The sequence below is a fragment of the Pseudomonas sp. HB05 genome (assembly GCF_016756915.1).
Lineage (GTDB): Bacteria > Pseudomonadota > Gammaproteobacteria > Pseudomonadales > Pseudomonadaceae > Aquipseudomonas > Aquipseudomonas alvandae.
This window is the reverse complement of sequence record NZ_JAESPG010000010.1, coordinates 95,538-107,327: the sequence shown is the minus strand read 5'-3', so window position 1 is coordinate 107,327 and position 11,790 is coordinate 95,538. Positions and strand designations below refer to the sequence as shown.

The 11,790-nt window shown below is 61.5% G+C and carries 11 protein-coding genes; 5 read left to right on the top strand and 6 right to left on the bottom strand.

The window, feature by feature from the left end:
• Positions 1–222 precede the first annotated feature (222 nt).
• Both JMN22_RS11965 and JMN22_RS11960 read right to left on the bottom strand, forming a co-directional pair.
• Positions 223–606, bottom strand: a complete 384-nt coding sequence (locus JMN22_RS11965; protein ID WP_030141849.1) for a VOC family protein — start codon at positions 604–606, stop codon at positions 223–225.
• Between the two features lie 193 nt (positions 607–799).
• Entirely contained in the window at positions 800–2,836 is a 2,037-nt protein-coding gene (locus tag JMN22_RS11960; protein ID WP_198796032.1) for an NADH:flavin oxidoreductase, read from the bottom strand.
• Between the two features lie 207 nt (positions 2,837–3,043).
• On the opposite strand from JMN22_RS11960, the gene JMN22_RS11955 reads away from it, so the two are divergent.
• The 5 genes from JMN22_RS11955 to JMN22_RS11935 all read left to right on the top strand — a co-directional run bounded on the left by JMN22_RS11955 (position 3,044) and on the right by JMN22_RS11935 (position 7,046).
• Complete coding sequence (locus JMN22_RS11955) at positions 3,044–3,793, top strand: electron transfer flavoprotein subunit beta/FixA family protein (protein ID WP_198796033.1); 750 nt, start codon at positions 3,044–3,046, stop codon at positions 3,791–3,793.
• On the top strand, positions 3,793–4,728 hold the full coding sequence (locus JMN22_RS11950; RefSeq protein WP_198796034.1) for an electron transfer flavoprotein subunit alpha/FixB family protein: 936 nt from the start codon (positions 3,793–3,795) through the stop codon (positions 4,726–4,728). Before JMN22_RS11955 ends, JMN22_RS11950 begins: the two co-directional genes overlap by 1 nt.
• A 172-nt stretch (positions 4,729–4,900) precedes the next feature.
• Positions 4,901–5,800: a glycine betaine ABC transporter substrate-binding protein gene (locus JMN22_RS11945; RefSeq protein ID WP_030141845.1), complete on the top strand. Its 900-nt coding sequence runs from the start codon at positions 4,901–4,903 to the stop codon at positions 5,798–5,800.
• A 123-nt stretch (positions 5,801–5,923) separates the two neighbouring features.
• Positions 5,924–6,190 (top strand): ribbon-helix-helix protein, CopG family, encoded by a 267-nt coding sequence (locus JMN22_RS11940; RefSeq protein WP_030141844.1) that lies wholly within the window; start codon positions 5,924–5,926, stop codon positions 6,188–6,190.
• Complete coding sequence (locus JMN22_RS11935; protein ID WP_337248690.1) at positions 6,174–7,046, top strand: DMT family transporter; 873 nt, start codon at positions 6,174–6,176, stop codon at positions 7,044–7,046. Before JMN22_RS11940 ends, JMN22_RS11935 begins: the two co-directional genes overlap by 17 nt.
• Positions 7,047–7,084: 38 nt before the next feature.
• Here the strand turns inward: JMN22_RS11935 and JMN22_RS11930 are convergent, their stop codons facing one another.
• The 4 genes from JMN22_RS11930 to JMN22_RS11915 all read right to left on the bottom strand — a co-directional run bounded on the left by JMN22_RS11930 (position 7,085) and on the right by JMN22_RS11915 (position 11,646).
• On the bottom strand, positions 7,085–8,419 hold the full coding sequence (locus JMN22_RS11930) for an MFS transporter (protein ID WP_030141842.1): 1,335 nt from the start codon (positions 8,417–8,419) through the stop codon (positions 7,085–7,087).
• A gap of 84 nt (positions 8,420–8,503) precedes the next feature.
• Complete coding sequence (locus JMN22_RS11925; protein WP_030141841.1) at positions 8,504–9,439, bottom strand: hydroxymethylglutaryl-CoA lyase; 936 nt, start codon at positions 9,437–9,439, stop codon at positions 8,504–8,506.
• Complete coding sequence (locus JMN22_RS11920) at positions 9,436–10,626, bottom strand: CaiB/BaiF CoA transferase family protein (protein WP_030141840.1); 1,191 nt, start codon at positions 10,624–10,626, stop codon at positions 9,436–9,438. Before JMN22_RS11920 ends, JMN22_RS11925 begins: the two co-directional genes overlap by 4 nt.
• Positions 10,627–10,737: 111 nt before the next feature.
• The gene (locus JMN22_RS11915; RefSeq protein ID WP_198796036.1) at positions 10,738–11,646 is read right to left on the bottom strand and encodes a LysR substrate-binding domain-containing protein; all 909 of its coding nucleotides are present in this window, start codon (positions 11,644–11,646) and stop codon (positions 10,738–10,740) included.
• Positions 11,647–11,790: the final 144 nt, after the last annotated feature.

Below are 11,790 nucleotides of genomic sequence, written 5' to 3'. Positions count from 1 at the left end.
TGTGGGAGCGGGCTTGCTCGCGAAGGCGTCAGCCAATCCAATATCCCCGTCACTGACCCACCGCTTTCGCGAGCAGGCTCGCTCCCACATCGGGCTCTTTATCCACCACAAACATCGTATGCAACTCAATCCCCTTGTGGGAGCGAGCTTGCTCGCGATGACGACAGCCGATCCAACATCCCTGTCACTGACCCACCGCTTTTGCGAGCAAGCTACATCTCATTACTCAGCCTTGAAGCAATACACCGCCAGCTTGTTCCCATCCAGGTCCCGGGCATAAGCCGCGTAGGCATTTTCCGCCCAGCCGCGAGAGCCCGGCAGCCCCTCGCACACGCCGCCGTTCGCCAGCGCGGCGCTATGGAAGGCATGGACCGCCGCCCGGTCCGGCGCTTCGAAACTCACGGTGACGCCGTTGCCGATGGACGCCGGGTTGCCGTTGGCCGGGTTCAGTACAAAGAACGAAGGCTTGTCGACGCCCCAGATGGAGCCGGCCTCATCAAGGTCGGCAACGCGCTTCAGGCCGATTTCCTTCAAGGTAGCGTCATAGAATGCGCGAGCGTTTGCCAGGTTGTTGGTGCCGACGGTGACATGGGTAAAAACGGACATTTCATTTCCTTTCTGTTGGTTGTAGAGGTTTACGGACGGGATAACCCGTGGCGAGGGAGCTTGCTCCCGCTTGAGTGCGAAGCGCTCATAACAGGTCTGCTGCGCAGCCCAGCGGGAGCAAGCTCCCTCGCCACGGATTGAGCGCATTTCTTATTCAGGGCGAACGTTGCCCGATCCTTATCGGGCTGCGCCTTCAGATGTCCTTGACCAGCCGCAGCGCATCGTAGATCGCGGCATGGGTATTACGCGCCGACACCGCGTCACCGATGCGGAACAGTTGGAAGCGGCCCTCGGGGTTGGTCACGATGTTCTGGGTTTTCCCTGCAATCAGATCGTGTTGTTCAACCGCGCCGTCGTTTTTCGAATGCGGGCGCAGTTCGAAGTACAAATCATCCAGGGGCAGGGTGCCGTGGTTGACCACCACCTGATCGACCACGCGCTGCTTGTGCACCTGGCCGTAATCGCTGCCGAAGCTGGCGACCAACTGGCCGTCGCGCTTCTCCACGGAATCGACCCGATAGGTGACGGTGAAGGTGACGTTCAGGTCTTGCAGGCTGCGCATGTACGGCACCAGGTTCATGGCCATCACTTCCGGCGCGAACGATCGGTCGGGCGTGACGATCTCCAGTTTCGCACCGCTGTTGGCGATCACCTCGGCCGCCTGTAGCGCCGCGTGGTCGCCGGCGTCGTCGAAGATCAGCACGTTCTGGCCGGGTTTGACGTCGCCGGAAATGATGTCCCAGGTCGACACCACCAGTTCGTTGCCTTGCTTGAGCACCTCGGTGTGGGGCAGGCCGCCCGTGGCGACGATCACCACGTCCGGTTCCTGGGCCAGGACTGTCTCGGCTTCGGCCCAGGTGTTGAATTGGAACTTCACGCCCAGTCGTTCGCACTGCGCCATGCGCCAGTCGATGATGCTGATCATCTCGCGGCGACGCTCGCTCTGCGCGGTCAGGCGGATCTGCCCGCCTGGCTGGTCGGCCACTTCGAACACCGTGACGTCATGGCCGCGTTCACCGGCTACCCTTGCCGCTTCCAGCCCCGCCGGGCCGGTGCCGATCACCACGACCTTGCGCTTGACCGACGCCTTGGGAATGTCGTGGGGCATGGTGGTTTCGCGCCCGGTGGCGGCGTTGTGGATGCAGTACGCGGCGCCGCCCTGGTAGATGCGATCCAGGCAATAGTTGGCGCCAACGCAGGGACGGATGTCTTCTTCACGCTTCTCGATGATCTTGCGCACGATGTGCGGGTCGGTCATGTGGGCGCGGGTCATGCCGATCATGTCCACCTTGCCCGAGGCGATGGCGTGTCGCGCGGTGGCGACGTCCGGGATCTTCGCCGCATGGAACGTCGGGAAACCGGTGGCCGAGCGAATCTCGCCGGCAAAATCCAGGTGCGGTGAGTTGCGCATGCCCTGGATCGGGATCACGTCGGTGAGGCCGGCATCGGTATCGATATGCCCGCGCACGACGTTGAGGAAATCCACCAGGCCGCTGTCCTTGAGCATGTGGGAAATCCGGATGCCGTCGCTGGCACCGAAGCCCCCTGGCAAGTCTTCGTCGCCGGTGTAGCGCACCCCCAGCAGGAAATCCTCGCCGCAACGCTGGCGGATACCGCGCAACACATCGAAGGTGAAGCGCATGCGGTTTTCCAGCGAGCCGCCGTAGGGCCCGTCGAGATCGTTGGTCAGTGGCGACCAGAATTGATCCATGAGATGCCCGTAGGCCTGCAGCTCCAGGCCATCAAGGCCGGCAGCCTTCATGCGTTCGGCGGCATCCACGTAATCCTTGATGATCCGGTCGATGTCCCAGTCTTCCATCTTTTTCGGGAAGGCCCGGTGGGATGCTTCGCGGCGATGGGACGGCGAGACGACCGGCAGCCAGTCAGCCTTGTCCCAGCGCGTGCGCCGGCCCAGGTGGGTCAGTTGGATCATCACCGCCGCGCCGTGCTCGTGGCACTCGTCGGTCAGGTCCTTCATCCATTTGACCACTTCGTCCTTGTACGCCAGCACGTTGTTGAACACCGGCGGGCTGTCCCGGGAAACAGCGGCGGAGCCGGCGGTCATGGTCAGCGCCACGCCGGCCTTGGCCCGCTCGACGTGATAGGCACGGTACAAGTCCTTCGGCATGCCATCGACGGGATACGCCGGTTCATGAGAGGTGGTCATGATCCGATTCTTGAGCGTCAGATGCTTGATTTTGTAGGGCTGCAGCAGAGGATCACTGGACATGGTGTTGCTCCGGGAACAGAACATCAGGCTTGGTTTTGACATAACGGTATGTTCAATGTTCACGTGTGTCAACGATTGAGACACAGGTGTACATTTTTCTTGCGTCGTGGAAAAACCAGGATTACCATCCAGTCGAAACAGGGGTGATCCGGCACGTGTAGCCGGTCGCCCGCGTCGATCCAGAGTGCGAGGGGGATGCGAGGAATCATGAAAGTGCTCGTTGCGGTAAAGCGCGCCATCGACCCGAATGTGAAGGTCCGGGTAAAGGCTGACGGTTCGGACGTCGAGCTCAACGGCGTGAAAATGGCCTTGAACCCGTTTTGCGAGATAGCGGTGGAGGAGGCAATCCGCCTCAAGGAGAAGGGGCTGGCGTCCGAGGTCGTGGTGGTCTCGGTGGGCACTCCTGCGGCGCAGGAACAATTGCGCACCGCATTGGCGCTGGGCGCGGATCGAGCACTTCTGGTGGAGACGAGCGCGGTCCTTGAGCCGCTCAACGTCGCCAAGTACTTGAGCAAGGTGATCGATCAGGAAAAGCCGCAACTGATCCTGTTCGGCAAGCAGGCGATTGACCAGGAGAACAATCAGGTCGGGCAAATGGTGGCGCAGTTGATCGGCTGCGGTCAGGCCACTTACGCCTCGGGGGTCAATCATGTCGACGGACAATGGGTCGTCGAGCGTGAAGTCGACGGCGGCAGCCAGGTCGTCGCCCTCACGGTGCCCGCCGTGGTGACCTGTGATTTGCGCCTGAACCAACCGCGCTACGCCTCGTTGCCGAACATCATGAAAGCCAAGAGAAAACCGTTGGAAATCATTGCCGCCGACACCTTGGGCGCGAGCGTGAAGGAACATGCTCGATTGTTGGGCGTGGTCCCACCGCCGGTGCGCAAGGCAGGCATCACGGTCGCTTCGGTGACTGAGCTGGTGGATAAACTGAAAAACGTGGCGGGGGTGATTTGATGCGCAGTTTAGTGATCGCCGAGCACAGTGCCGGTCAACTGACGGCAGGTACACGCAGCGCCGTGACCGCCGCCCTGGCGCTGGGGGGCGAGACGGATTTGCTGGTCTTGGGTGGAGCGGATGCGCCGGAAGTGGCGCGTCAAGCTGCGCTCGTCCAAGGCCTGGACCGAGTTCTGCTCGCACAGGATGCGCGGTTCGAAAAAACACTGGCCGAAAATACCCAGCCGCTGATCACGTCGTTGGTCTGCGAGGGTTATACGCACGTTTTCGCCGACGCCAGCAGCATGGGCCGCAACCTGTTGCCACGGGTCGCGGCCAGCCTGGATGTCGGCATGCTTTCAGACGTTACCGCTATCGTTTCGGCGGACACTTTCCAGCGTCCCATCTATGCCGGCAACGCGATCGCCACGGTGCAGTCCCTCGATCCAATCAAGCTGCTCACCGTTCGCGCCTCGGCGTTTGCCCAGGCGTTATCCCATGACAAACCCTGCGAAGTCATGGAGGTGGAGGGCGGCCAAAGCTCAACCCACGCCCGCTTTGTCAGTGAACAACTGACAACCAGCGCAAGGCCCGATCTGTCGAGCGCCCGCGTCGTGGTGTCCGGCGGCCGGGGGATGCAAGCCAAAGACAATTTTGCCTTGATCGAACGCGTGGCGGACAAGCTCGGTGGCGCGGTGGGTGCCTCCCGCGCAGCCGTGGATTCAGGGTTCGCCCCTAACGATCTGCAGGTTGGGCAGACGGGAAAAATCGTCGCGCCAGAGCTTTACATCGCGGCGGGTATCAGCGGGGCCATCCAGCACCTGGCGGGCATGAGCGGTTCCAAAGTGATCGTCGCGATCAACCAGGACGCCGAGGCGCCGATTGCCCAGGTGGCGGATTACCTGTTGGTGGCGGATTTGTTCGAGGCTTTGCCGGCACTCGAGAAGGCGTTGTGAATGAGCCGGTCATTGCGGTTGGAAACGCCAGAGGGCGGAGGAGGGCCGAAAAACTTTAGTCCCCGTGATTTTCATAACTAGAACCACCGGATGGCCGCGTGCGGTCGTGATGGGAAAATGAATGCTTCTGCTGCCCTGCCAATAACTATTAATACAGTCTGCGGAGATGCACATGATGACGTTACCCAGTAAAACTTTAATCGGCTGGTTTGCAGGCCTTGCTTTAGCCTGCAGCAGCCTGATCGTCCAAGCCGAGGAGCCCGCGCCCATCCGTATCGGCTGGGTGAACTGGTCGGACACGGAAATCGCGGTGAAACTGGCGAACACCGCGTTGCAGGATCACCTCAAGCAACCGGTCAAGTTGGTGCTGGCCGACATCGGCATCCAGTTCCAGGCGCTGGCTAACGGCAATATCGACTTGATCCCGATGGTCTGGCTGCCCAGCACCCACAAGTCCTTCTATGACAAATACAAGGACAGGCTCGAAGACCTCGGCGTGCTGTACGAAGGCCGGATCGGCATGGCGGTGCCCACTTCCATTCCCACCAGCGAGATCGCCAGTGTCGAGGACCTCAACAAGCCTGAAGTGCGGGAAAAACTCGGTGGCAAGATCCTCACATCGGAAGTGGGCAACGGTCAGTACAAGCTGACGGAAAAGGCCATCAAGGAATACAAGCTCGACGGCTACAAGATGGTGGCTTCGTCCGAGTCCGGGATGCTCAGCGAGCTGGATCGCAACATCAAGCGCGACAAATGGTCGTTGGTCAACGCCTGGAGCCCGCACTGGATGTTCGCCAAATGGCCGCTGCGCTACCTCGATGATCCGAAGCAGATCTTCGGTGGTGCCGAGCAGATCCACGCCGTCGCACGCAAAGGCTTCAGCGCGGAGCACCCTGACGTGGCGCGCTTCTTCGCCAACTTCAAGATCCCCAAGGCAGACCTCGAGAAGTTGATGGCGGATGCCCGTGACAGCACGGCGGACAAAGTGGTTGCGGAATATTACGCAACCAACAAGCCGCGTTTCGAAGCGATGTTTGGCAGCCAGACGGCTTCTGCGACGCCAGCCCAGTAATCGTCGTTGCTATCCGATAGCTGTTGCAGTCCGGTGCCCTTGGTCGAGAGCCGAGGGCACTGTCTGCTGTGTCCTGTCGCAGGTGTAGCAGGGCAGGGGGTTGTTCCATTCAGAGGCTGAGCGATGACCGTGACAACGCTGGGTATCAAGTTGGATGAGGAGACACGCGCCAGGTTGAAGTCGGCATCGGCCAGGTTGGACCGGACCTCGCACTGGTTCATGAAAAAGGCGATTTTGAACTTCATTGAACAAGTCGAAGCCGGGGCCGGCGTTGAAGCACTCGTAGCCGCCGAAGCGCTGGAACGGGATCGGTTGCGCCATAGCATTGCGAGGCGCCGCACAGAGAGCAGCCTGCTTGAAGATACCGTCCCAGGTGCGCGCGGTGCATGATCATGACACCCCCCGCCCTCGGTTAGGGATCGCCCTGTGCCTTCTGTCCATGCTGATTTTCGCAGCCCAGGATGGCGTCACCAAAGTACTGGTCAAAGACCTCCCGATCGCACAACTGGTCATGGTGCGCTATTGGGTGTTCCTGGCTTTTGCTGTCGGTTACAGCGTCTATCAGGGCAGCCTGCGGACTGCGTGTCGAAGCCACCATCCTTGCCAGCAGGTCATTCGTGCGCTCATCGGGGTCGGTGAAAGCGCACTGTTTGGACTGGGGCTGCGCTATCTGGGGCTGGCGGAAATGCATGCGCTGTATGCGGTGTTCCCCTTGATGACGTTGGCATTGGCGGGGGCGTTCCTGGGCGAGTTCATTGGTGTGCGTCGATGGATTGCCGCCGCCATTGGCTTCACGGGGACGCTGGTTATCCTTCGTCCAGGCTCCGGCGTCTTCGAACTGGCAGCGCTGATTCCGTTGTTGTCTGCGTTGGGCTTCGCGATTTTCAGTGTGCTGACCCGACGTATCAGCCGGCAGGACTCGTTCGCCACGAATATGCTTCACATGGGTTTTTTCGGCGCGGTAGCGATCACCATGTTGGGCCTTCCAGGCTGGGTATCACCGAGCCCGGCGCAATGGGGCCTGATAGCAGTGCTGTCCATGACCGGCGTGGTGGCCCAGCTGTTATTGCTCCAGGCACTGAAGGTTGCAACGGCGGCCACACTCCAGCCGTTCAACTATTCTCTTCTGGTGTTCGCCACGCTGATCGGCCTGTTGGTCTTCGGCGAGCTACCCGACACCTGGACCGTCGTGGGCGCCTGTCTGGTGATTGCCGGCGGGATGTATGCGATCAAGGCAAAAGGGTAGCGAACGGGTGGGCGAGCCGTCCATGGCTCGTAAGGTCGCTATTGATTCTTGTCCAGCGTCCTCAACGACTGCGGCAAGCCCCACATCAGCAAGGCCCCGGCCAGGATGCAGGTGCCGCCGATGACATACAGCGCTGGCGTGGTGCTGCCGGACATGTCCTTGATGTAGCCCACCATCACCGGGCTGACGATCCCGCCGAACTGCCCCAGTGTGTTGATCAGCGCGATCCCTCCCGCCGCGCCGGCTCCTGCACCTGCGAGCAGCTTGGGAGGAAGCGCCCAGAAGGCCGGGATCGAGGCGATGATGCCGCTGCCGAGCAACGCCAGGGAAATGGTCAGCAGCAGCGTGTGGCTCGCAAAGATGCCCGCGCTGAAGAAACCGATCGCGCCGGCAAGCACCAGGCCGCAGACGAATTTGCGCCGCTCCCCGGTGGCGTCGGACCAGCGCCCGATCACAATCATGCTGATGGCGCCGCAGACATAAGGCACCGCGGTGAGCAGGCCAATGATGGTCGGGCTTTCGGTGCCGGCGCTGCGAATGAGTTGCGGCGCCCAGAAATTGAGCCCGTACGAGGCGACCTGGATGAGGAAGTAGATCAGGCCCAGCATCAGGAAGCCCGGCAATTTCAGCGCCGTCATCAATGAGCCGCCATGCTTGTGGGGTTCCTGGCTGGCGATCCGGCTGGCCAGGTAGGTTTTCTCGGCATCGGTCAGCCATTTGGCGTCCGTGACGCGGTCCTTGAGGGTGAACAGCACGACCAGGCCCAGGCCCACGCAGGGAATGCCACCCAGCAGGAACAGCCAGTGCCAGCCGCGCATCTGCAGGACGCCGTCCATATGACCCAGGACGAGGCCGGAGACCGGTGCGCCGATCAACCCGGCAAACGCAGACGCCAGGAACAGCGTGGAGGTGATGCGCCCGCGGTAGTTCTGTGGAAACCACAGGGTGAGGTAGTACAGCACACCGGGGGCGAAGCCTGCTTCCATGGCTCCGATGATGAAGCGCAGCACGTAGAACTGCCACTCGGCGGTGACGAATACCATCAGCGCCGTCGCGATACCCCAGGACATCATGATGCGAGCGATCCAGCGCCGCGCGCCAACCTTGTAGAGCATCATGTTGCTGGGCACTTCGAACAGGACGTAGCCGACCACGAACAGTCCGGCGCCCAGGCCGTAGGCGGTATCACTCAGGCTCAAGTCGGCTTGCAGTTGGAACTTGGCGAAGCTGATGTTGATGCGGTCGAAGAACGCGAACAGATAGCAGACCATGATCAAGGGCATCAGGCGCCATGCCACTTTGGCGATCAAGGCTTTTTCATCGTTGGCCACGGTGGCGACGCCGTCGCCCTGTGAGGTTACGGATACGGACATGAGTTTTTTCTCCAGGCGAGTTTCCCTAGGGGAACTCTTTTGTTTTTGTTGTCTGGCTGGCGACCCGAGTCGCCTCGTTGTGTGTCAATCGATGCCAGGAGGCAGCGGATGAAGGTCACGATTTCGTCCCGCCTTGGCCACTTGTCCTGGCATCTCGTGCCCGAGAAGCGAGGGCAGGGTGCGGGACAGTTTCAGCAAGTGGGGCAGGTCGATTCCGGTGTCGATGCCGATTTCTTCGCAGAGATTCACCAGGTCTTCGGTGCAGATATTTCCTGAGGCGCCCGGGGCGAAAGGACAGCCTCCCAGTCCACCGAGCGAGGCGTCGAAACGCCGGGCCCCGGCCTCGTAGGCTGCCAGCACGTTGCACAGGCCCAGGCCTCGGGTGTTGTGGAAGTGCAACGTCAAGGCACTGGCGGGAAGTCGTTCCAGCACCCGACGCACCAGTCGGTAGACCTGGCGTGGGTTGGCCATGCCGGTGGTATCGGCCAAGGTCACACCCTGCATGCCGAACGTTTGGTAGGCATCGACCAGGCGCATCACCACGTCTTCATCGACCGGCCCTTCGAACGGGCAGCCAAAGGTCGTCGCTACCGAGCCGTTGAGGCTGACGCCGCTGTTACTCACCAGCGAAACCACGTCGGCGAAGGCGGCCAGGGACTGCTCGCGGGTCATGCGCATGTTGGCCAGGTTGTGGCTCTGGCTCGCTGACAACACCAGGTTCAGTTCGTCGGCCTCGGCATGGAGCGCCCGTTGTGCGCCCTTGAGGTTGGGGATCAGCGCGACATAAATGACCCCGGGGCGTCGCGCGATGCCCTGGAACACTTGCTCGCCATCGCGCAGCGCGGGAATGGCCTTGGGCGACACAAAGGATCCTGCTTCAATTCGCGTGAAGCCGGCCAGGGACAGCTGATCGATAAGTTGGACCTTGTCCGCCGTTTCGACCCAGGTCGGCTCGATCTGCAGGCCATCCCGGGGCGAGACTTCCTGGACGATAAGGCGTTGCGAGTAGTCGGTGATCATTGCACGACCCCCTCATTCTTCAGGCGTTGGATGGCGCTTTCGTCCAGGCCCAATTCGCCCAGTACCGCTTGGGTATGCTGGCCGAGGCTCGGCCCTTGCCAATTGACGGTGCCCGGTGTGGCCGACAGCTTGGGGACAATCCCGGGCATCTTTACGGCGGCGCCGCCCGGAAGCTGCGCATCCAGGATCATGTCGCGCGCCTGGTAGTGCGGGTCGCTGACGATGTCCTCCACGGAGTAGATTCGCCCCGCCGGCACCTCGGCTTTTTCCAGCGTGTCGAGGACCGCATCGATTGGCAGCCTGATGCTCCACTCGCTGATAGCGCGATCGAGCTGTTCGCATTCCGCGACCCGTCCGTCGTTATGGGCGAATGCCGGATTTTCACCCAGGTCGGGTCGCCCAATGGCGATCATCAGGCGCTTGAAGATGGGGTCGCTGTTGCCGGCGATGACGACGTAGCCACCGTCCGCCGTCGGGTAGGTATTGGACGGCGCGATGCCCGGCAAGGCGCCGCCGCTGCGTTCGCGGACATGGCCGAGCATGGCGTATTCCGGCACGAGGCTTTCCATCACGTTGAACACGCTTTCGACGAGGGAAACGTCGACGACCTGGCCGTCGCCCTGGCCGGTCTTGACCCGCAACAACGACATCAGCGCGCCCATGACCGCATGCATCGAGGCCAGCGAATCGCCAAGGCTGACGCCCATGCGCGCGGGCGGCGATTGCGGGTCGCCGGTGGTGTAGCGAACCCCGCCCATGGCCTCGCCAATCGCACCGAATCCCGGGCGGTCGCGGTAAGGGCCGGTCTGCCCATAACCGGAGATCCGCACGAGGGTCAGCTTGGGATTGAGCGCATGCAGCACGTCCCAACCCAGCCCGAGTTTTTCCAATGCACCAGGGCGAAGATTCTCGATCAGCACATCGGCGCTTTCGGCCAGTTGCTTGACGATCGCGATGCCTTCGGCGGATTTGAGATTGAGTGCCAGGGATTTTTTGTTGCGTGACTGCAGGTACCACCAGAGCGAGGTGCCTTCATGCAGCTTTCGCCACTTGCGAAGTGGGTCGCCTTGGCCAAGGCTTTCGATCTTGATCACCTCGGCACCAAATTCAGCCATCAAGCGCGCGGCAAAAGGGGCGGCGATGAGTGTCCCGATCTCGATGACGCGGATTCCGCTAAGAGCAGTCATGGTGCAGCCTCGTGTTTCTTGGAATTTGTGCCAAGACTAGAGGCTGACCCGAGGCGGATTCCAACCTTGTGTTGGAAAGGGGCGTTCGCGTTTCGCGAACGCGGCGTTGGATCACTCGCTGAGCTGAAGATGGTCGAACAACAACCGGCTCACGGGGGACAGGGCATCGCGGTCGCGCACCACCAGCAACAGCGTTCGATGGGACCAGTCATCGGTGAGCGGCACGACCGTCAATCCAAGGCCTTGCCCAAACAATTCGTAGGCTTTGTATGGCAGGACGCCGATGCCCATGTTCGCCTGCACCATCCGACACACCGCGTCGAACCCCGGCACATGGATGCGCACGCGCAAGGATTCGCCGAGGGCGTTGGCGGCGGCGTGGACGCGGCTGTTGATCGAGCTCGCGGCGTGCAGGCCGATATGGTCGTAGGGCAAGGTTTCCGAAAAGGCCACCTGGGCCCGGTTGGCCAATGGATGGTCAGGGCGCATGACCACGGCCAGGCGGTCGTGGCGGTAAGGCACGCTGAACAGGTCCTTGGTGTCACTGTCCATCGTGCAGATGCCCAGGTCGGCCACACCGTCGATGATCCCTTCGACCACACCGGTGCTGGGGCGCTCCTCCAGATCGACCTTCACCCGCAGGTGGGTGGACACGAAGCTGTGCAGGTCTTCAGGCAGGAATTGGATGATGGCCGAGAGGTTGGCAAGCATGCGCACGTAGCCCCTGAGCCCTTGCAGATGCTCACCGACTTCGATGCCGACTTTCTCCACCTCGGCCAGCATGCGTCGCGCGTGGTGCAGCAGTGTTTCGCCGGCGGCGGTCAGGGACATGCCTTTTGCGGTACGGGAAAACAGCGCGACGCCCAGCACTTCCTCAAGCTCCATCAAGCGCTTGCTGGCCGCCGACACCGCGATAGCTTCCCTCGATGCCGCGCGGGTCAAGGTGCCTTCTTCATGGACGGCGACGAACAACTGAAGCGTGATGAGGTCCAGGCGTCTGATCAGTTGCTTGTGGAGCATGGAGCCTGTCCTGTTGGTTGAGCGCTGACTCTGGCACCTTGTGGGGGAGTGAGCAAGTTCGTTCCGACACAGGATATTCAGCAGGCAAAAAACACAGGGAACCGCAAGGCTTTTGTGGGAGCGGGCTTGCTCGCGAAGAGGCCG